The 21,889-nt window shown below is 37.0% G+C and carries 18 protein-coding genes and 1 tRNA gene; 12 read left to right on the plus strand and 7 right to left on the minus strand.

Translation table 11 applies throughout. The features are described 5' to 3' along the window. Positions 1-174: 174 nt before the first annotated feature. Positions 175-249 (plus strand) — tRNA-Gln (locus ACFIQC_RS01495). Between the two features lie 229 nt (positions 250-478). Here the strand turns inward: ACFIQC_RS01495 and ACFIQC_RS01500 are convergent. The 3 genes from ACFIQC_RS01500 to ACFIQC_RS01510 are packed head-to-tail and all read right to left on the minus strand — an operon-like array spanning position 479 to position 3,925. Then, positions 479-943 (minus strand): toxin-activating lysine-acyltransferase, encoded by a 465-nt coding sequence (locus ACFIQC_RS01500; RefSeq protein WP_375629481.1) that lies wholly within the window; start codon positions 941-943, stop codon positions 479-481. After that, positions 943-2,268: an HlyD family type I secretion periplasmic adaptor subunit gene (locus ACFIQC_RS01505; protein ID WP_375706641.1), complete on the minus strand. Its 1,326-nt coding sequence runs from the start codon at positions 2,266-2,268 to the stop codon at positions 943-945. The genes ACFIQC_RS01500 and ACFIQC_RS01505 overlap by 1 nt, the downstream gene beginning before the upstream one ends. Beyond that, positions 2,258-3,925: a peptidase domain-containing ABC transporter gene (locus ACFIQC_RS01510; RefSeq protein WP_375706642.1), complete on the minus strand. Its 1,668-nt coding sequence runs from the start codon at positions 3,923-3,925 to the stop codon at positions 2,258-2,260. Before ACFIQC_RS01510 ends, ACFIQC_RS01505 begins: the two co-directional genes overlap by 11 nt. A 254-nt stretch (positions 3,926-4,179) precedes the next feature. On the opposite strand from ACFIQC_RS01510, the gene ACFIQC_RS01515 reads away from it, so the two are divergent. Beyond that, positions 4,180-4,776, plus strand: a complete 597-nt coding sequence (locus ACFIQC_RS01515; protein ID WP_375673721.1) for a hypothetical protein — start codon at positions 4,180-4,182, stop codon at positions 4,774-4,776. A 1,920-nt stretch (positions 4,777-6,696) separates the two neighbouring features. On the opposite strand, the gene ACFIQC_RS01520 is transcribed toward ACFIQC_RS01515, so the two are convergent. From ACFIQC_RS01520 to ACFIQC_RS01535, 4 genes are all read right to left on the minus strand, one after another. Further along, entirely contained in the window at positions 6,697-7,482 is a 786-nt protein-coding gene (locus ACFIQC_RS01520) for a DUF1499 domain-containing protein (RefSeq protein WP_375706643.1), read from the minus strand. 526 nt (positions 7,483-8,008) lie between these two features. After that, a complete protein-coding gene (locus ACFIQC_RS01525; protein WP_375706644.1) occupies positions 8,009-8,548 on the minus strand; it encodes a hypothetical protein in 540 nt (179 codons plus the stop codon). Further along, positions 8,541-9,137 (minus strand): DUF1214 domain-containing protein, encoded by a 597-nt coding sequence (locus ACFIQC_RS01530; protein WP_375706645.1) that lies wholly within the window; start codon positions 9,135-9,137, stop codon positions 8,541-8,543. The genes ACFIQC_RS01525 and ACFIQC_RS01530 overlap by 8 nt, the downstream gene beginning before the upstream one ends. A gap of 17 nt (positions 9,138-9,154) precedes the next feature. After that, complete coding sequence (locus ACFIQC_RS01535) at positions 9,155-11,305, minus strand: transglycosylase domain-containing protein (RefSeq protein WP_375706646.1); 2,151 nt, start codon at positions 11,303-11,305, stop codon at positions 9,155-9,157. Positions 11,306-11,653: 348 nt separating this feature from the next. Between ACFIQC_RS01535 and ACFIQC_RS01540 the strand changes: the two genes are divergently transcribed. The 10 genes from ACFIQC_RS01540 to ACFIQC_RS01585 all read left to right on the plus strand — a co-directional run bounded on the left by ACFIQC_RS01540 (position 11,654) and on the right by ACFIQC_RS01585 (position 21,822). Then, positions 11,654-11,890 carry a hypothetical protein gene (locus ACFIQC_RS01540; protein ID WP_375611157.1) on the plus strand — a complete coding sequence of 79 codons (237 nt, stop codon included), beginning with the start codon at positions 11,654-11,656 and terminating at the stop codon, positions 11,888-11,890. Positions 11,891-11,911: 21 nt separating this feature from the next. After that, complete coding sequence (locus ACFIQC_RS01545; protein WP_375612999.1) at positions 11,912-12,577, plus strand: response regulator transcription factor; 666 nt, start codon at positions 11,912-11,914, stop codon at positions 12,575-12,577. Then, entirely contained in the window at positions 12,577-13,995 is a 1,419-nt protein-coding gene (locus ACFIQC_RS01550; protein WP_375612998.1) for an ATP-binding protein, read from the plus strand. The genes ACFIQC_RS01545 and ACFIQC_RS01550 overlap by 1 nt, the downstream gene beginning before the upstream one ends. 234 nt (positions 13,996-14,229) lie before the next feature. Then, on the plus strand, positions 14,230-15,000 hold the full coding sequence (locus ACFIQC_RS01555; protein WP_375640259.1) for a tetratricopeptide repeat protein: 771 nt from the start codon (positions 14,230-14,232) through the stop codon (positions 14,998-15,000). A 77-nt stretch (positions 15,001-15,077) separates the two neighbouring features. Further along, positions 15,078-15,557: a cytochrome c maturation protein CcmE gene (ccmE, locus tag ACFIQC_RS01560; protein ID WP_375611160.1), complete on the plus strand. Its 480-nt coding sequence runs from the start codon at positions 15,078-15,080 to the stop codon at positions 15,555-15,557. A gap of 7 nt (positions 15,558-15,564) precedes the next feature. Next, on the plus strand, positions 15,565-17,544 hold the full coding sequence (locus ACFIQC_RS01565) for a heme lyase CcmF/NrfE family subunit (protein WP_375640254.1): 1,980 nt from the start codon (positions 15,565-15,567) through the stop codon (positions 17,542-17,544). Between the two features lies 1 nt (position 17,545). Further along, the gene (locus ACFIQC_RS01570) at positions 17,546-17,956 is read left to right on the plus strand and encodes a cytochrome c-type biogenesis protein CcmH (RefSeq protein WP_375706647.1); all 411 of its coding nucleotides are present in this window, start codon (positions 17,546-17,548) and stop codon (positions 17,954-17,956) included. Between the two features lie 216 nt (positions 17,957-18,172). Beyond that, positions 18,173-19,684: a Do family serine endopeptidase gene (locus ACFIQC_RS01575; protein ID WP_375611163.1), complete on the plus strand. Its 1,512-nt coding sequence runs from the start codon at positions 18,173-18,175 to the stop codon at positions 19,682-19,684. Positions 19,685-19,756: 72 nt separating this feature from the next. Beyond that, positions 19,757-20,443, plus strand: coding sequence for a winged helix-turn-helix domain-containing protein (locus ACFIQC_RS01580; protein WP_375706648.1), 687 nt, complete (start codon positions 19,757-19,759; stop codon positions 20,441-20,443). Further along, the gene (locus ACFIQC_RS01585; RefSeq protein WP_375620682.1) at positions 20,440-21,822 is read left to right on the plus strand and encodes an ATP-binding protein; all 1,383 of its coding nucleotides are present in this window, start codon (positions 20,440-20,442) and stop codon (positions 21,820-21,822) included. Before ACFIQC_RS01580 ends, ACFIQC_RS01585 begins: the two co-directional genes overlap by 4 nt. Positions 21,823-21,889 lie beyond the last annotated feature (67 nt).

The following is a 21,889-nucleotide window of genomic DNA, read 5'->3' on the forward strand; positions in this document are numbered from 1 at the left end:
CTTATATTAAAATAACAACTGTATATCAGTTTCTGCTACGAATTTGTATCGATGGCAATGCCATACAAAACTCAGAAATTTATGATAAAAAAGTAAAGTCTTTGATTTTCAGATATTGCGTCCAATCACAGGAATCGCTATAAGGTGCAAGAGTCGCTATAAAGCGTGTTTTTTTGGGGTATAGCCAAGCGGTAAGGCACCGGTTTTTGGTACCGGCATTCCCTGGTTCGAATCCAGGTACCCCAGCCAGTTCCGGTAAAATGTTAATAAAAGTTCGGCTTGAGAGTGGATCAATCCCCTTAACTATCTATTGCTATTCATAGAAAGTCTGGTAAGCTGAAAAACACCTATTTGTAGCGGGTTAGCTCTAAATATGGTAAGGTTCTCTTGCTATAGCTATCGCTTAAAGAGCTCTTTTAAAAGATTCTTTTCTATAAGACGAGGGGTAAATGATTGATGCGCACTTGCTTTAGAAAAACTATTTGGCTGGATTTTGCGCTCTATAGCAACACCAGCGTGCAATTTTTCGCATTCCACCATCTTCATTACGTCGTACAGCATAACAATAACGCTGATCAGGAAATATATTTCGTTGCATATCGCGTACAATATGAGCAGTATGGCCATAGGGTGCTACACAATCAATAAACCATACGTATTTTCCATTCTGCCAATTGGCATCAGGTAAAAATTCTCCCTTATCAAGCATAGATTGATGATTTTTCTCATCTAAAAAAGCCCAAGTGATAAAGGCACAAAATTCTCCACGTTCATTTTTATAGAGCTTGTATTGCCCAGTCTGTAAAGCTGGTCCTAAATTTCGTTCGATATCCCAGATTCGCCAGCGGCGGTATAAGGGAGATGTGAGCATTAAAACAACCATGGCACCCAAAGCCGTAAGAGGGTCTATGAATGATGGTGATGAATTTTCATTTACAGACATTATCTTTCCTTTAGAGATTGTTCTAAAACTTTGGTAATAGGTTCAAAGAAATAGGAAATGAGACGCCGTTTTGAGGTAATGACATCCGTTGCCACAGTCATGCCAGGGATAAATTTAAGATGTTTGTTATTCAAAGTGATGTGATCTTGGTCAATTTTGATTAAAACAGCATAGACACCATTAATTTCTTTATTATAGCGCGCTGTAGCGCCTACATTAACGACTGTACCGTGGATAACACCGAAACGTTCAGGTGGAAAGGCAGAAAATTTGATGTAAGCACGTTGACCCTTTTCTAAAAAACCAATATCTCGATTATCAAAAAACGCTTCAACAATGAGACCACCTGCATCAGGGACAATACGCATAAGCGTTTTACCAGCTTCTACAAAGCCGCCCAAAGTATGGATACTTAAATCATCGATACGTCCATCAACAGGCGCATAGAGTGATAAGTGGTCAAGATGGTATTGAGTACTATCAAGCTTTGCTTTTAATCCTTGAAGATTCAGTTCTGTTTCACGCGAAAGTTGCCGATAGCGGGCGATTTCATCGGAAATGAGACTTTTCCGTTGTTGGCGGAGGGTGTTTATTTCGGCGGCATTTTCTTCCAAACGTCTTTGATTGGTTAAAATTTCATGCTCGACATTTTTAAAATCATGTAAACGCTCTAAATAAACCGCTTGGCTGATGACTTTTGTTTCCATTAGGCTTTTTGCAGCCTTTAATTTTCCTTGGCTTAATTGACGATCATCTTCCAACCTATCTAATTGCGCATGTTGTGTTGCACCGCTGCGCTCGACGCGGTCCGCTTGTGCTTTTAGCGCTCTTAATTTATCTTGGAGAGATTGAAGGGTAGCGCTAATGAGTTTTTCCCCTTCTATTCTTGCAGTCGCGTTGCCAGAAGGAGGAGCTGGCAGATAGGCAAGCCCTTTGGTCACAAAATCTTTATCCAAAGGATCACTTTCATGCAAAGCTGTTAAAATAGCTGTTGCGATTTGTGCTTGAAGGGTTTGTTGCGCGATATCTGCTTGAACACGTGCGCACTCATTGAGGGCTTCACGGGGATCTAATTGAATAAGGAGATCCCCTTGATGAACAAATTGCCCTTCTTTTACAAGGATTTTCTCAATGCGTCCTGTATTTTGCGCTTGGACCAGCTGAACGTAAGCGGTGGGAATAACACTTCCTTGCCCCCGTGCAACAATCTCTGTTTTTGCGATAAAGCTGCCGATCACAATAAAGAGAAATAAAGCAATCAAAACAGCAAGCACCATATGAAGCGTTGGTGACAAAGGGCGCAAATAAGGAGTTTTATCTGCCATTTTTTGCCTCCAAATCAGTAAAGTTTAAGACGGTTGCATGTTGAGGAAAGAGGTCACTTTTGTGGGTAATAACAAGAACAATACGATCTTGCGAAAGTTTATATAAATGCTCAACAATTTGTGCACTGACAGCGTCATCTAATGCGGAAGTAGGTTCATCTAAAATAAGCAGGCTTGGGTTTATCAGAAAGAAACAAGCCAAAGCCAAGCGTTGGCGCTGACCACCCGATAAAAAACCACCTTGCTCTCCTACTTGAGTATGGAGTCCTAGAGGCAACTGAGCAATCAAATCATGGCAAGCACTAACATATAGTGCAGCGTCAATTTCATCTTTAGTGGCATCTGGTTTAGCAAGAAGCATATTCTCAAGAATGGTTCCGGAAAAAAGGCAAGGATTTTGAGGAAAGTACGCGATTGTTTCACGCACGCTACGGACATCAAAATTCTGTAAAGGTTGGGCGTTAATCAATATCTTCCCGCTTGTTGGGGGGTAGAGTCCACAAAGGAGCTTCGCCAAGGTTGTTTTTCCGCACCCTGAAGGACCAAGTAACATAATTGGTTGCCCAGGTTGTAAACAGACATCAAGATGATTGATAATGGATTTATCTCCATAAGAAAAACAGAGATCGTTGGCTTCAAGATGAGGAGGAGCGCTGAGTTGAAGAGGCGGCTTTTCTTCTTCCCATTCTGAAGGGGAGTTAAGAATATCGCCCAAACGAAGACGAGAGATTTTCAAATGCTGCCATTCTTCCCATAGGGATGCAAGGCTTAAGATAGGACCAGAAACATTTCCAGCGAGGAGATGAAAGGCAATAAGTTGCCCTAGCGTAATCTGGTTTTGAAGAACTGCCTGAGCACCAAAAAAGATAATAAAAATAGTGAAAAGATCACCAAAAATATGGCTCATGGCTCCATTGAGAAGATGCAATTTACTGGTTGTAAGGCTTTGATCTAAACTACGAGCTAAAGTTTCTTGCATGCGTATCGTATGAGCAGATTCTTTTACATGTGCTTTAATGGCTTCAAGATTGGTAAAACTTTCAATAAGGCGCGATTTATGGACAGCTTGCAGAGTGAAAGAACGGCGTAATTGGCGGCGCAAGAAGGGACCGACCAACGCTAAAGAACCCATTTGTAAAGGTAAAATGATAAGGACAATGAAGGTCAGTTTCGGACTAATGGAAAAGAGTGCAACAATATAAATAATGGCAAAGAGAACATTTAGCACAGTTGTGGCGATGGTTCCTGTTAAAAAACCGCGAATTGTATCAACTTCTCCAATACGTGAAAACAATTCTCCTACTTGCCAACGGCGTAAAGTGGGCAAGGAAAGACTTAACAGATGGCTGTAAATACGCCGCCCAAATTCTAATGTAAGCCGATTGGCTAAATAAGCACCTAAGTAGCCTGATAGAGTGCTAAGAGCCGTGCTAAACAGCATAATAGCAACCATCAAGACAACGATAGCATAGAGACTTTCAATACGTTGAAAAGGGAGAATACGGTCGATAATCGCTTGAAAAATAAAAGGATTCACCAAGCCAAGTAAGCGCAAAACAACAGCAACGCAACTGAGTTCGATGACATAATAAATATATTTCTTTGTTGTTCTTGTAAACCAAGAGAATGATACAGGTTTTTCTTGTGAATGACTCATTTGAATTTATGATTTTGTTTAAGAGAAAGAGCGATGGATGTCGCATATTTAAACAGTATTGTAAATAGTATTATATTTATACAAAATATACATTTTGTATGTATGCAATACAAACAAAATGTATATTTTATTTATACAGTATTTTTATTGTTATTTATACAAATTATATTTGATATTTGCTAAAATGAACAATAATGAAATTCCCACTGTATCGTTATGATACAGTTATTTTTAATAATAAAAGGAGGATTTAAATGGGTAGTTCAAGCTCATCAAATGATTCAAGTAGTAACTCACATCCAAAAAGTTGGCTTTTTCCAGAAGAAGATGATTGTAGCGCAGGCGCTCATGCCCAAGCAGCAGGTGCAGGTGGCATCGTAGGAGAATTAATAGGAGGTATTGCTGGTGCAGTTGGAGGTCTTTTTTCTGGACCGGGAGGTGTCGGTTCTGGCTTTGTCAATGGAGCAATAGGAGGTGGACTAGCAGGAGCTGGTGACGCTGTGGTAGATAAATACAATGCATGCTATACGGCACCAAGTTGTGAAACAAGCGATTATGTTGAAGCAGCTGCCATACACGGAGGCATAGGACTAGCATCTGGTGCATTATTTGGTCCGGAAGGAGCAGCAATAGGCGGATTAGGAGGAGCGGCTGACGGTTTTATAGATAAGTACAATGAATGCCATCCGAATCCAAGTTGTGAAGTAAGCGATTATGTCGAAACAGCGGCCATAAAGGGAGGCGCAGGAGCATTAATTGGTTTATTAGGTGGTCCGGAAACAGCAGTAGCAGGCGGATTAGGAGGAGCTATTAGTGGTTTTATAGATAAGTACAATCAATGTCATCCGTAAAGTGGAGGGACACTGTTTCTAATTTATTTAGAAAATAGCTAGTAAGATATTTCTGAGATCAGTGATATTGTAAACATACTTTAAAGCTACGGCTAAACTGATTTCAGGGATATTTTTGTGTGTGATAATAGATATTTTATTTTGGATTTTTTGTTATGGATACTTTTACTGGCTCCTTAGTAACAGCAATTGGATTTGGATTTTGCATGTTTTTTTACAATAGATTTAAAGGTAAGAACTGGAGTATAAAAAGGACAATATTATCAACAATTATGTTTTTTATATTATATTATGCTGGAAATTCATTAGTTAAATATATGGGAATTTTATAAAGATTGCTTATATATAAAATTATAATTATTTGAATTATAATCTATTGCTCTCTCTTAAATCATTCATAAAGTAGATGAAATTTCAGTCTGGATTTTTTGTTATGCATACTTTTACTGGCTCCTTATTGGCAACGTTTATATATGGATTTTTAATGTTTTCTTACAATAGATTTAAAGGTAAGAACTGGAGTATAAAAATGGAAATATTATCAACAATTAGGTTTTTTATACTATATTATGCTGCAAATTTATTAATTGAATATACGGGAATTTTAAAATAATATAGAATTACGTTATTATCAGCATTTTATTATTTATCATAATTTATACATTTTACAAATTATATTTGATTTTTTTGCTAAATAGCATGCATCATCAGATGATTAAAGTAGTAACTCACATCCCAAAAGTTGGCTTTTTCCAGAATAAGATGGTTGTAGCGCAGGCTCTTATGCTCAAACAGTAGGCACAGGCGGTCTCGTGGGAGCCCTTTATTAGGAGGAGGGGCTGGGTGCAGTAGCTGGTCTACCTAGAGTAGTAGGAGGCGGATTATTAGGAGCTGCCTATCGGTTTGATAGATAAGTACAATCAATGCCATCCGTAAAGTGGAAGAACACTGTTTCTAATTTATTTAGAAAATAACGATAAAGATATTTCTGAGATCAGTGATATCGTAAACATACTTTAAAGCTATGGCTAAACTGATTTCAGGGATATTTTTGTTTAAGACAATAGATATTTTATTTTGGATTTTTTTGTTATGAATAATTTTACTGGCGCCTTATTGGTAACGTTTATATATGGATTTTCAATTTTTTTTTTACAATAGATCTAAAGGTAAGAACTGGAGTATAAAAAGGAAAATATTATCAACAATTATGTTTTTTATATTATATTATTTTGGAATTTTATTAGTTAAATATATGGGAATTTTATAAAGATTGTTTATATATAAAATTATATTTAATTAAGTTAAGTTTATTATTTGAATTATACTCTATTGCTCTCTCTCTTAAATCATTCATAAAGTAGATGAAATTTCAGTCTGGATTTTTTGTTATGCATACTTTTACTAGCTCCTTAATGACAGCAATTGGATTTGGACTTTGCATGTTTTTTTACAATAGATTTAAAGGTAAGAACTGGAGTATAAAAAGGACAATATTAACAACAATTAGGTTTTTTATATTATATTATGCTGCAAATTTATTAATTGAATATATGGGAATTTTTAAATAATATAAAATCAAGTTGTTATATTATTTTAAAAATATAATTATAAGGTGTTATTTGTAGAGTTATTTATAAAAAATAAGTTATTATTTTTATATAATATTAAACTTTAAAAAATATTTACTGATTACAGTTAGACAGAGACTTTAATATTATTATCAATATTTCTGTTTTTTATTTCCTATTTTTTTAATCTTTTTCATTATTTCAAGCATGGGTTGTTTTGAGATTATTATCTTTTGTATAAGGATTATCAATTTATAGTTTTTGAAAAGTGATTGTTTGCTTATGTATCATGATTTATTGAAAAATAGGCAACTTTTATGAAATAAAATGCCTTATTTCTCTTAGATTGTTATTCATCGTCTTGTGAGAGAGGAAGTGAGGCGATTTCTGTATCAAGGGCATCCATAAAATCGATAATAAAAGCAGCATTTGTCCCCAAATCTCTTGGCAAATAACGAGAAGCAGAACGCATATCAACAAAAGTTGTATCCCCTTCATTGGTTAAGCGTATCACAATGTCTGAAATAAAACCAAGGTAAAAAGTTTTTGCCATTGTTTCAATATAAAGCGCATTTTCTTCACCTTTAAACTCTCGTTGAGCCACAACAGGCCAATCATAGGCTGCTAAAACATTAAGAACGGATTCGCGAATACGGTCAGGTGAGCCATCATAACGGCGCCCCGATATTTCTGGCCATTGTGACATCTGTATTGCTGCTTGTTCAGTCAAAACACTTTTGAGCGGTAAAGCATCGCTGGGACGTATTGTGCGAAAAAAAGCCGGCGGGCTTTGTGTATCGGTAGAAACGTCGTAAAGAGCCGGTAAGGTAAACCAAAGTCCAAAAAAGAGCATCAATGGTGTGGCTGTTATCAACGAATAAATTATCCCTTTTAAAGCTTTCATTCCCCCTAGAGCACCATAGACCCACAAACTATGAAGTGCTTTAATAGCCAGAAAAAGAGAAATAATTACACAGCCAGTAGAGATACCTATCAAAATTATGAAGTCGCTTATGTTAATGACGGAAAAACGTTGTAAAATGACTGAAAATAATAAAATAAAGAAGGCTAAACCACCAAATCGAGGGGACCATACTGCTGCTCTTGAAATTAACCGAACATATCTCTTCTTCATGAAGTTTTTCCCCTCAATTGTAAACTATAAGCCAAGTTTTTTCAGAGTGCTATCTTACAAAAAGCTTATGCTCATAAAACAAAAATAAAGCACTTATTTTTGAGGTCAAGGATGCGTAATGTCTTATAAGTTTCCAGCGATTGTTTTGGCACTTCATTGAAGGTAAACAGTATTTCTTCTATAGTTTATCATGTTATTGATGCGAATTTTATGGGAATGTTTGTAAATAAAAAGAAATAAACTCAAATAACAAGTTTTACAATTGTTAGCAGCATATTTTTTAGAGCTTTACTCTTGATTTTTCTCTTCTGATTGCGGGGAGTTTTTTCTGTCAGATAATGCGTATCAAATAGGATATGATGATGTGCAATAGAGATTTCATTATATCTCAATAAAAAATTGAGGGATTTATAATCAGATAAATTTGAATATTCAATTAATAGAGAAAAAAGATAACCATTTTGATAGGCTTCATGTATTTTGTATAGAAAGGAAGGTGTTGTACAAATGAGAGGTTAGTCGGTTTTTATTCATAAAATATACGGCAGGTCGCAGATGAAAGGAAAGCTTCACTTTCTTTTCCCGCAAGGGAAGAAGGGACAAAAGTACGTAAAATAACAAACCCTTCATTCAAATTTTTAGCAACCAAAACTGAATTGGTATTTTTTTTAGGTTTTGATTTTTTGAGTTCTATGATTTGTATTGGTTTTCCAATGATAAGATCGAGTGTCGCATCAGGGGCTGTTCGGTCATTAAGGCTATAGAAAATAATTCCGTTGTGTGTGTAGGCTGCTAGTGACCAAAATTGTCGTGTTTTCAAAGCTTTTAAATGAACAGGTCCATTTTCAAGGTTAAATCTGCAGACTTTAAGAAGAAAGAGGGGATCAGCAGATTGTTGAATAGGATTATCGGGAGTAAAATCGACAAATTGATAAGAGGTTCCAGATTTTTTTAGTGCTGTCCATATATTATCTTGTGCCCAATAGGGGATGAGAAAGAGAACGCAAATATGAACGATAATAGCGCCAATGATTGCAAGAAGTGCGATATAAATAAATCTAGTCACAATTTATTTGTCCTGATGGGATTTGTTCTATTGATGGCATTGTAAGCGTTTGTAATGCCGTTGCTGAGATGATTGGGGTATCGTATAAAGTAAGAATAAGCCCGAATTCTTTTTGACTAACTGTTGCAAGCCAATTGCCGGTTTGCGGTGTGGGTGAAATATTAATGCGCAATGAGCCATCATGCTCATAGATAATATTGTCAGTGTGGAGTTCAAAAGGTATTTCTTTGGATGAAGTATAGGGTTTTAGGGATTTGTCAGCTGTATAAAGGGTAAAAAGACGGGTTTCAGGGATGGTGCCTTTGAGTAAATAATGACAGTGATGATGAAGTGGACGCCCTTGGTTATCTTGCCAAATCTGGAATTGAATACCTTCAGTTCGTCCGATTGAAACAATGCCTCGTTTGGTCGTGCGGGCGCGGGTATAAGGATCCATATTGGCGGTTCCCATTTTTGGATAAGCACTCCATTTTCCAATTCTAAAGCGTTCAAAATGAGGAAAGGAATTGAGCACATAATCGACACTCAGTGTTCCACATAAAATGGAAAAAGCGAAGATAAAAAAGAAAATGGTGATATTAAAAAACATCAGTGAATATCTTGAATTCAAAATGTTGAATCTCCAGTTGTTTTCATCTTCAAAGAAATTGCAGATGGTTTTTTCAGATCTTTGTTAATCAATCGCACAATATTTAATGTTTCAGGAGAAAGCGTAGAGGGTATTGGAGGAGGAACTTCAGAATCTGCATGGGAAGAAAGTACTGGGGGCTGATAAGGAAGGAGAGAATCTTTAACACCATAGAGCTGTTTGAGCATGATATTTTGATGTGCAGCAAGCATGATGCGATGCCATATCATGGCAGGAACGCCACCCCCAAAAGCACGATTCATCGGTGAAAAGTTATCATTTCCCATCCATACGGCTCCCGTATAATTGCCTGTAAAGCCAACAAACCAAGCATCACGATAAGATTGTGATGTTCCAGTTTTCCCTGAGACGAGAGTCATGGGCAGAGCAGCACGCTTACCAGATCCTCGTGTCGTGACACCCACCATCATTTGGTTCATATAAGCTGTTGATTGTTCACTCAGAACTCGGTGTAGTTTTTTTCCGTTATGTTCGAAATTCCACACGACACGACCATCAATTGTTTTGATTTGCGTAAACCCATGACGATTACCCGCTATTCCTCCATTGGCAAAGACATTAAAGCCTGTAGCTTGATCCATGGGGGTCATATTGGAAGTGCCAAGAACCATTGTTTTGTGTGATAAAATATGCGCGTTAATCCCCATATTTTTAATGAGATCTATGATAGGTTGGGTATCGCGGTGAAGATATTGGTAGGTGAGATAAACAGGGACTGTATTAATAGAAAAAGCTAAAGCTGTTGCTAAATCAATTTTCCCCAAATAACGGCCAGAATTATTTTTTGGTGTCCAACCTCCCCAATTGATCGGAGCATCTAAAACGATTGTCGAGGGAGAAAGTCCGTGTTCCAGTGCGGTTGCGTAAACATAAGGTTTGAATGAAGAACCAGTTTGCCGTCCGCCTTGTGTTGCTCTGTTAAATTGACTCTTTTTATAATCTAGTCCTCCAACAATTGCACATACGGCACCATTATTATCGAGTATAACGGTGGCAGCTTGGGTTACGCGATATTGTTGACCATATTGATGTAAATGATATGCGATTGATTCTTCTGCTGCTTTTTGAATATTCGGATCAAGGGTTGTTTGAATAATTAAACTATGGCTTGGAAGTTGATTGCGCATTTTTTTGACTTCCTCGAATGCCCAATCAAGAAAATAATCTGGCTGATTATTTTCTATTTGGGGAAGTGCCTTAGCAGGGTGGCGATGCGCATTGATAATTTGGCTCTTTGTCATAAAGCCACTATTAACAAGATTAGAAAGGACGACATTGGCACGTGTTTGAGCAGCAAAGAGATGACTATGAGGAGCATATTTTGTTGGAGCTTTAAAGAGTCCTGCTAACATAGCAGATTCACTTAAAGATACATGACGTATGTTTTTTCCAAAATAAAATTTTGCCGCTGCGGCAATACCAAAATTGTTTCCTCCCATATAGGCTCGGTCAAGATAAAGTTGTAAAATCTGCTTTTTGCTAAAATTTGCTTCTAGCCAAAGAGCAAGATAAGCTTCTTTGATTTTACGTGTTATGGTTCTCTCGTTTGTTAAGAATAAATTTTTAGCCAATTGTTGTGTGAGAGTTGAACCACCTTGCACCACACCTTTAGCTTGCATATTTTGTGAAATTGCCCGTGTAAGTCCTTGAAAATCAATACCCCAATGATCAAAAAAACGACGGTCTTCTGTAGCGAGAACCGCTTTAATGACAGTGTCAGGCATTTCTTCAACGGGGACAGAGATTGCCGGCAGTGCACCACGGTGCCCAATGGAATTTCCATAGCGATCTAGAAAAAGAATGGAAAAGTTTTTAGGAGAAGACCAATCTGTTTTGGTCAGTTCAAAAACAGAAATGCCAAAAATGGTAAAAAGAGTAAATCCCATCAACCCTAATGTTAGTATTTCATCGAGAACTTCAACGATAAAACGTTTCCATCCTTGAAGATGAAAATTTTGTGAGACGATTTTTGCCTTTTTCCAGAAAAAACTGTTAGCAGAACGAATGTGATAAAGCGCTGTGTCTAATCGTGCGTCTAATTCAATGAGAGCAGGACTGTGAAATGGCTTACGATGTTGCCTTTTCTTTTTTTTAAAAAAATCAAACATTTAAAGAGAGCCTATGGCAAAGAAATACAACCAAACAAATCTACAATAATTATATGGAGTAGAAGTATTTTTTTGCTATAGTGCTAACAGAGAAAGAGTTTATTTTAGAATTATTCATTTTTCATAAGATAGTGTATTAAGATTTTATTATTTTATTGAATAAATTTTATTCTCATTATTAAAAATATTTTATTTTGAGTTTTTAAAAATTTGGAATAATATTAATGTGTTCTTCTGTAAGATAGAGGATAAATTATTTCCATTTGTGATTTTTAAGTCGACCCAAAAAAACCATTATTTCTTTTATCCTTTATCAAGGAAAAGAAGAGATGGGTTATTGAAATATTTATGATGAAAAAAAAATTCTTGTTCGTAATAATAGCAGCTTTTTTAGGAGCAGATTCTGTTCTAGCTTCTGGGTGTGCTGAAGTAGGTAAGAAGGCTGCCGCACAAGAGAGCGGGGTTCTCGTCCGTTCAAAACCGGTTGTTCAGGATGGAAAGAACATGTGTGCAATTGTGGTTGTTGTACCAGCCCGTAATGGTGAAAAGTTACGTCGTGTTGAATTTTTTGTTCCTGCTGATTAGTTTTTGGCAGATGGTGTTGTGATGCGTATCTTAATCGTTGAAGATGATCGGAATCTTCACCATCAATTAGCAGAAGCTGTAAGACGTGCAGGATATGTTTCCGATAGTGCTTTCGATGGTGAAGAGGCTTATTTTTTAGGGAGCACAGAGTCTTACGACGCGGTGATACTTGATATAGGTTTACCGCAGATTGATGGTATTAGTGTTGTTGAAAAGTGGCGTCAAGAAGGGCTCTCCATGCCTGTTTTAATGCTAACGGCGCGAGACCGTTGGTCTGATAAGGTGCAAGGTATTGATGCTGGAGCTGACGATTATGTTGTGAAGCCATTTCATTTGGAGGAAGTGATGGCGCGCTTGCGAGCATTAATTCGTCGCACTACGGGACATGCGACAAGTGCATTATGTTGCGGAAATGTTTTGTTGGATACAAAGACGTCTCGTGTTTTTGTAGATGGTCAATTGATTAAACTAACATCTTATGAATTCAGACTGCTTTCGTATCTCATGCATCATTGTGACAGGGTCATTTCAAGAACAGAGCTTACAGAACATCTTTATGATCAGGATTTTGATAAGGACTCGAATACGGTGGAAGTCTTTGTAGGTCGGTTACGGAAAAAGCTTGGAGTGGATTTGATTGAAACTATTCGAGGAATGGGGTATCGCGTGAGAATGCTAGGTGATTAATGAATGTTTTTGAAGAGAATAATTGGTGTAGGAGGTTCTTTTTTGTAATTACTCGATCTCTCAGTTTACGTGTTATGATCTTATCAACATTATGGGTTGTTATTTCTCTTTTATCGATTTCTGCAGTAAGTATTTTATTTTATAAGCGTTCAACTGAACAAAGCCTAGAGCGTATCCTTTCTGCTCAACTCTACAGTCTTATTGCAACAGTGACGGTGTCATCGGAAGGTACTTTGATAGGAGGGGCTGGGATTGATGATATTCGTTATTCTGATCCAACAACAGGATGGTATTGGGAAGTTGTTGCGATATCCCATAATTTAAAAGGAAGATTGACATCTCCCTCATTGGGAACAGGCGAGATATTTACACCAAGTGATGTTGATATACCTTTTGACAATAAATTCTTTCGCTCTTATCGGATAACGGGGAACAATGGTCAAAAGCTACAAGTGATTGAGAGTGATGTTGTTCTTGATAATAAAAATCATATTGCACGTTTTCGGCTTGTTGGGAATATCGATGAAGCTCATGCCCAGGTAAAGGAATTTAAGCGAACTTTGCAAATTTTTCTTTGGAGTTTCGGTATCGGGAGTGTTCTTATTAATATTGCTATTATTTTCTTTAGTTTTCAACCGTTGAAGCTTATTCGATGTGCATTGAATGATATTCGCGAAGGAAGAGTTCATTATGTGAATACGGATTTAGTAAGCGAAGTGATGCCGCTTGTACAAGAGATGAATGCTCTCATTAATAATAATCAGCGTATTATCGAGCGATTTCGCACACAGGTTGGTAATCTCGCGCATTCATTGAAGACGCCTCTATCCGTGATTATGAATGAGACAGATAAGATGCGCGGAGAAAAGGCTAGTTTGTTGAGAGAGCAAACGCAAATAATGCAAGCTCAAATCAATCATTATCTTCAGCGTGCGCGGATTGCAGCACAATGCGATAGTGTTGTCTATCATACGTCTGTTCGCAGTGTGCTTGAACGCTTGGTGCGGGTTATGAAAAAGCTTAATCCTGAAAAACAAATTCAATTTATTATGGATGTTGATGATATTGTTTTTTCTGGAGAGAAGGAAGATTTAGAAGAAATTATAGGGAATTTGATTGAAAATGCTACTCAGTGGTCTCGCGCAAAGGTTTTGATCTCTTGTTGTTTAGAAGAAAATGCTGAAGAAACAGAATATTTTAGCATCTTTGTAGAAGATGATGGTCCTGGTTTAACAGAAGACAAAATTGATGAAGCATTAAAAAGAGGGCGGCGGTTTAATGAAAGTAAACTAGGGTCAGGCTTAGGGTTAGCAATTGTTTCAGATATGGTCAGTGAATATGGTGGCAATCTCTTTTTATCACGTTCTGATTTGGGTGGGTTGTATGCAAAAGTTTTATTACCTAAGATGGGAGAATAACATATTTTCTCCTTAAGCAAGAAATGTCTATAAAGTTTGTAAAGCAGTATTTTCAGATAATACATCAAAGAGTAGGGAAACATTGTTTTTAGTTTCTTTGTTTAATTGATATATATAATAGATTTTATAATATTCTCCATGAAAAAATGAATTTTTATTAATTCACATCACTTTTCTCATGAAGAGGATAAAATGTAAGCGAGTTATTCTCTGTTCGTATTGGAAAAAAACGATATGCTCTTATTGATTTTTGCAGCATTTTTTCTGATTTTTCTGGCAAGTGTTCTTTTTCTTTCACTACGTTTTGACGATGAGATAAAAAAAGAATGGAAAGTTCAAACCGTGGGTGGTTATAGAAGCCATAAGCGTATGATTGAGTTTAACAAGCTTTATATGCATTATAAAAAAAGAAATATTCTTAAGGCTTTAAGTATCTTGTTTGTTCTCCTTATGACATGGAATATTTATGGGCTGACAGGCAATCCAGAAGTGAAAAGTTATTTTTTTAGCGAATTAATGGATAAGGATCCTCAAACTCTTAGTAAGCAAGAAAAGCTTATTCGTTTACAAGTGCTTTTTTTCCGTGCACCTCATGATGGCAAGCTAGCAGATGCGTTAGCGGTAGGGTATCTCGAAGAAAGCCTTTTTCAAGAAGCAGTGAATACTTATTTAGATGCACTTCGTTTGAATGGAGAAACAGCTCCAAGGCTTGTAGGATACGGTTTAGCATTGGTTGGTTATGAAGGGGGAGTGATAACGCAAGAAGCGCAAAATGCTTTTCAAAAAGCAGCAGATTTAGCGCCAACAGATTTTTATCCACGTTTATTGTTAGCCGATGCATTGCATCAAGCAGGAAAAACTGCACAGGCAGTGCAATTTTTACAAAGCTTTCTTGATACAATGCCTGAAAATTTTTCAGGACAATCACGTGTTAAAAAAATGATGATTCAGTTACGTGATTTATCGAGTAAGCATACAAAGAAAAGAAATCTTGCACCTATGTAGAAGATGTGCAAAGCTCTTAAAAAATAAAATATTGATACTTAATTATAACGTATTTAAAATTTTTTCGCAGAGTGTCTATGAACAGTCAATCTTTAAAGAATTCTGCCTCATGGAAGGTTATTTTAGAGCAGCGAAAAAAAAAGCGCTTACTGATCATATTATTATGTTGTTTGGTTATGACAATTGCAGCAAGTCTCATAGTGTATGCAATGCGTCATGCGGTCAGTTTTTTTAGAATGCCCTCTGAAATTACAAGAGAAGATATTTTAACGGAGCGCCCTTTGCGTTTGGGTGGCTTTGTTGAAAAGGGAACTGTTCAATATGTTGGAGAGAGAGGCGTTGTTTTTTTTGTAACGGATAACAAAAAACATGAAAAAGTAGTTTTCAATGGTGCCTTACCGGATCTTTTTCGTGAAGGTCAGGGGGTGATCGTAGAAGGGCATTTCGATAAACAGGGCTTTTTTATAGGGATGCGTATTTTAGCAAAACATGATGAAACTTATATGCCTAAAGAAACAGCTGATCGTTTGAAAAAACATTACATTATGGAGAAATAATTCGATTGTGCTTGTCGAACTGGGTCATATTTTTTTAGCTGCAGCATTTTCAGTAAGCTTATTAGGGGCATTTTTACCTGCTTTAGGTTTTTGGTGGAGAGAGCGTTTGTTAATGCAAACAGTTGTTCCTCTAACATATATCACTTTTACATTACTGCTTTTATCTTTTTTAGTGATAATTTATGCTTATGTCGTATCTGATTTTTCTGTTTTGAACGTTGTTGAGAATTCTCATTCAGAAAAACCGATGCTCTATAAAATTACAGGTGTTTGGGGCAACCACGAAGGCTCTATGTTGTTATGGGTTTTAAGTCTTGCTTTTTTTAGCGCATTGATGGCTTTTTTTAGCCAACATTTGCCAGAAGATTTTAAGACGCTTGTTTTAATTTGCCAAAGTTGGATTACAACTGCTTTTCTTTTATTTATTCTTTTTGTATCCAATCCATTTTTACGCGTGAATCCACCAGCATTGCAGGGAAATGGTCTCAATCCTCTTTTACAAGATATCGCATTAGCAATTCATCCACCGCTACTTTATTTAGGTTATGTCGGTTTTTCACTTTGTTTTTCTTTTGCCGTTGCGGCATTGATTATGGGACAGGTTGATAGAATTTGGGCGCGTGGGATTCGTCCGTGGCTTTTACTTGCTTGGTGTTTTTTGACATTGGGTATTATGGTTGGCTCTTATTGGGCTTATTATGAGCTAGGATGGGGGGGGTATTGGTTTTGGGATCCTGTTGAAAATGTTTCGTTTATGCCGTGGCTTTCAGGAACGGCTCTTTTACATTCTGCTCTTGTTCTCGAAAAACGAGAAATATTGAAAAGTTGGACTCTGTTTTTAGCGCTGCTTACTTTTTCCCTTTCTCTGATGGGAACTTTTCTTGTGCGTTCTGGGCTTTTAGTTTCTGTTCATAGTTTTGCTGTTGATCCAGCACGCGGGCAAGCAATTCTTGCTCTTTTATTTTTTTTTACGGGAGCTGCTTTTCTTCTTTTTGCTTTGCGTACCCCTATTTTAAAAACAGAAAGATTTTTTCAACCAATTTCACGTGAAGGGTTTATTGTTTTAAATAACTTGTTACTGACAACAATAACAGCAACAGTATTGATTGGTACGCTTTATCCTTATTTTATTGAGATATTAACAGGGCAAAAAATTTCTGTAGGGGCTGCTTTTTTTAATCTTACCTGTGGACCGCTAATGGTTTTGCTGTTGTTGTTTGTTCCATTTGGGACAATGATGGCATGGAAACGCGGTGATTTTCTTGCAGTTTTTGAACGCTTGTGGTTTGTTTTTGTATTGGTTGGTATCGTCTGTTTTATAATATTCTATGCGACATCTGTGCGTGATATTTTTGCAGTTTTAGGGATTGGGCTTTCAGCGTTTGTTTTTTTAGGCAGTTTAGCGGATCTATGGGGAAAGAGTGGATATGGCAAGAGAGCTTTTTCAGTACGCGTTAAGAGATTTCTTGGATTGCCATGGTCTACTTTTGGTGCAGCAATAGCACATATGGGATTAGGCGTTACATTATTTGGTATTGTTTGCGTAGCAAGTTTTGGGCAAGAACGTATTTTAATCATGAACGTAGGGGATAGGGTGACGATAGCGGATAAAACGCTTCATTTTGATGCAGTGTATGATGGTGTTGGTTCGAATTATTCGACAATGGAGTTTTATTTTAAAATATATGAAAATAAAAACATTGTAGGTCATGTAACAGCCTCAAAGCGATTTTATTCAAGCCAAAATACATCAATAACAGAAGTTGGTCTTAAAAATCATGGCTTATCACAGCTATATATTGTACCGGGACATATTGATAATCGGGGTCTCGTTGTGCACGTATGGTGGAAGCCTTATGTAATATGTATTTGGTTAGGGGCATTCATGATGGCTATGGGGGGATGTCTTTCTCTTTTGGGGTATTGGTTTCGCATTGGCATGTACAATAGGGTAGTGCTTGCTTTAAATTTTTGGAAAAGACATTGAGATGAAAAAAATTCTTTGGATTGTATTTTTTTTAATTGCAACGTTTCCTTTTCGATTAGCAATAGCAGTAGAGCCGGATGAGATTTTAAAGAATAAGATTCTTGAAGCGCGAGCACGCCATATTTCATCGCATTTACGTTGTCCTGTTTGTCAAAATCAATCAATTGATGATTCAGATTCTGCTTTAGCACGTGATTTACGGCTTTTAATTCGGGAAAGGCTAAAAATGGGCTATAGTAATCAGCAAGTCACTGACTTTCTTGTTGAGCGATATGGTGAATTTATTCTCTTGAAACCACCATTGAATAAGATAACTTGGTTTTTATGGTTCTCGCCTTTGATCATTATTATCATTGGCGTAAGTATCATATTTTTCCACTTCAAACGGAATAATCATGCGTTATGTGAATGAAAAAGAACAGTCAAAAATGTCATTGCATTAAAAAAATGTTACATAAAAGAAAAAATCAGATCATCTGCAATGAGCAGACAATCTTATTGTAATTATATTAGGGAATACTGAAACCTTACAAAACTTTAATAATTTAGACAGAAAATGGTAAGGTCTGGTATTTTATAAGTGATCGGAATTGAAATAAAGGTATGATTGAATAGGAGCATAGAATAAATGGTTAAAAAGGCTTTCTTTAAAACATTTGTCGCAGTGAGTTTTTCTGCGATATTGGAAAGTGCACTGTTTTTTAGTGGATGTACATCAAGCTTGTGGATGACAAAGGCTCATGCAAGTTCTGTATTTACTTCGTTAATGCAACAACAGGGATTTGCCGATATTGTTGCTCAAGTGAAACCAGCCGTTGTGGCAGTACAAGTAAAGAGCAATAAAAAGAAAGAAGATAGGTTCTTTAGCAACTTTTTTAGTGGTCCAGGACTTGATCAATTACCAGATCAGCATCCTTTAAAAAGATTTTTTAAAGAGTTTTATGATTTTGATAAACCTAAAAATAAATTTCCGCACCAATCGCAGAGACTCCGTCCTGTTGCTTTTGGATCGGGTTTTTTTATTTCATCTGATGGTTACATTGTGACCAATGATCATGTGATTTCTGACGGAACAAGTTATACTGTTGTTCTTGATGATGGTACAGAATTGAACGCAAAGCTCATTGGGAAAGACCCCAAAACCGACCTTGCCGTATTAAAAGTGAATGATAAAAGAAAATTTTCTTATGTTGATTTTGGTGATGATTCAAAGCTTCGTGTTGGGGATTGGGTTGTTGCCATTGGGAATCCATTTGGTCTTGGTGGAACTGTGACAGCAGGTATTGTTTCTGCACGTGGACGTGATATTGGCACTGGTGTGTACGATGATTTTATTCAGATTGATGCTGCTGTTAATAGAGGAAACTCTGGTGGTCCAACGTTTGATCTTAATGGAAAGGTTGTTGGGGTTAATACAGCAATTTTTTCTCCTTCTGGAGGAAATGTTGGGATTGCTTTTGCTATTCCAGCAGCGACTGTAAAACAGGTTGTACAACAACTTATTGAAAAAGGTTCAGTTCAACGTGGTTGGTTAGGTGTTCAGATTCAGCCGGTAACAAAGGAGATTTCCGATTCAATAGGATTGAAAGAAGCCAAAGGTGCTTTGGTTACTGATCCGTTAAAAGGACCGGCAGAAAAGGCTGGTATTAAAGCGGGTGATGTAATTATTTCAGTGAATAATGAAAAAGTTGCTGATGCGCGTGAGCTGGCGAAACGTATTGCAAATATTAAACCAGGAGAAATGGTAACCATAGGGATTTGGAGATCAGGTAAGGAGGAGAGTATAAAGGTTAAACTCGCTTCAATGTCTGAAGATGAAAGTAAGAAAGAGACTTCAAAATATTCAAATGGACAGAGTGATTTAGATGAAACATTGGAAGATTATGGTTTGATTGTTATGCCTTCTGATGATGGTGTAGGGGTTGTCGTAACGGATGTCGATACCGATTCAGATGCTGCAGATAAAGGGATACGCCCTGGTGATATCATTGTGACAGTAAATAATAAACCAGTTAAACGAGTCTCTGATATTATTAACACAATCAAAAATGCTCAGCAGTTAGGACGAAAGGCTATACTCTTACAAGTGCGAACAAATGATCAAAATCGTTTTGTTGCTCTTCCAATTTTCAAAAAATAAGGCTTTAGTTGTAGGACAAATGTTTATTAAACATTTGTCCTACAACATAATAAAATAATGGAGATACGTTTTATGAAGATACTCGTTATTGAAGATGATCATGAGACGGGGCATTATCTCGAAAAAGCATTTTTGGAAGTAGGGCATTCTGTTGATGTTGCTTATGATGGAGATACGGGATACGCTTTAGCAACCACGGAAAATTATGACGTTATGGTTGTTGACCGAATGCTTTTGCATCGTGATGGTCTTTCTATTATTGCTGAATTGCGCGCTAAAGGCAATGAAACACCGGTTCTTATTCTGTCTGCTTTAGGGCAAGTTAATGATCGTGTAACGGGGCTGCGTGCAGGGGGAGATGATTATTTAACAAAGCCTTATGCTTTTTCTGAACTTCTTGCGCGTGTTGAAGTTTTACAACGGCGGAAAAATCCTAAAGAAGCAGAAACTGTTTACTGTGTAGGTAATCTTGAGCTTGATCGGTTAGCACATACGGTAAAACGAGGTGATAGAAACATTCTATTGCAACCACGAGAGTTTCGTTTACTTGAATATTTGATGCGTTATGCGGGGCAGGTTGTTACACGCACTATGCTTTTGGAAAACGTTTGGAATTACCATTTTGATCCACAAACGAATGTCATTGATGTCCATATCTCTCGTTTGAGAGCCAAAATTGAAAAAGATTTTGATGTTCCCCTTCTCCATACAGTGCGTGGAGCTGGATATATGCTGAAAGCACCAGATAACAAAGCATGAATCGTTTGATTAATATAATGCGCACGACGGCGCTAAGGCTTTCAGCACTTTACATTTTATTGTTTGGATTGGTGGCAACAGGACTTTCTATTTATATGACGGCATTTTCTGCTTCATTGTTAACAGAGCAAACTGAACAGGCTTTACATGAAGAATTAAAGTATATTGAAAATGCTTATAATTATGGGGGATTATCCTTATTAATGCGCACTATTGATTATCGTTCAAGACAACCAGGAGCATTTCTTTATCTTGTTACAGATTCTATGGGGCGTATTTTAGCTGGAAATGTAGCACGTATTGAATTAGGTCTTTTGAATCAGAGTGGTTTTATTTCTACCTCTTTTTTGTATTCCCGTTTTGGAGAACATGGCAAAACAAGTGAACATCGCGCTTTGGCGGTTATTGTTGATTTACCTAATGCTATGAAGATTCTTATAGGACGTGATTTGGATGAGCCAGAACGTTTTGCTGTTGTTATTCGCAAAGCTGTGATCATTGCACTTGCTGCAATGGTTGGAGGCGCTTTACTCATATGGTTTTTTGTTGGCAGGAGAGCTTTACAAAGGATTGATCATGTAACGGCTGCATCACAGCGCTTGATGGATGGTGATTTCAGTGGGCGTTTACCTGTTTCTGGAGTAGGGGATGAGTTTGATCGATTGTCAACCAATCTTAATGTTATGTTAGACCGCATTGAAGAGTTAAATATTGGTTTACGTCAAGTATCAGATAATATTGCTCATGATCTGAAAACGCCGTTAACGCGTCTTAGAAATCGCGCTGAAGAAGCGCTTTCAGGAAATAAGACAAAGCTTGAATATCGTCAGGTCCTTGATAGGGTTATTGCAGAATCAGATCAACTTATTTGTACGTTCAATGCGATTTTAATGATTTCACGTATTGAGGCCAGCAGTGCAATTGAACATCTTGAAATGATTAATATGAAACTGATCCTTGAGGATGCTGTTGAGCTTTACGAACCTTTTGCTGAAGAGTCAGGTGTTTTACTTCAGTTGGGAGATATATTTGATAAAGAGCTAAAATTGAATCGTGAGCTTGTTGCGCAATCAATTTTTAATCTTATAGATAATGCAATTAAATATGCGCCTAAAGGTGGAAGGCAAGCGAAGGTTTGCTTATCAATGGAATATCGTGATGAACATTTATTAGTTGTTGTGAGCGATAATGGACCAGGAATAGCAGAGGATAAACGTGAAAAAGTGACAGAACGATTTGTTCGTCTTGAAGAAAGCCGCACACAACCTGGGTTTGGGATTGGTTTAAGTATAGCAAAAGCGGTTATGAAGCTTCACGGGGGTGAATTGTTACTTGAAAATGCAAATCCAGGGCTTAGGGCTGTTTTGTTATTTCCTTAAAGATATTTTTCTTCACTTTTCACTTTTCATACGTAACAACTATTTTAAAAGTATAAAGCAATAGAAA

This window comes from Bartonella sp. AA126HLJHH (assembly GCF_042197425.1).
Classification (GTDB): Bacteria; Pseudomonadota; Alphaproteobacteria; order Rhizobiales; family Rhizobiaceae; genus Bartonella.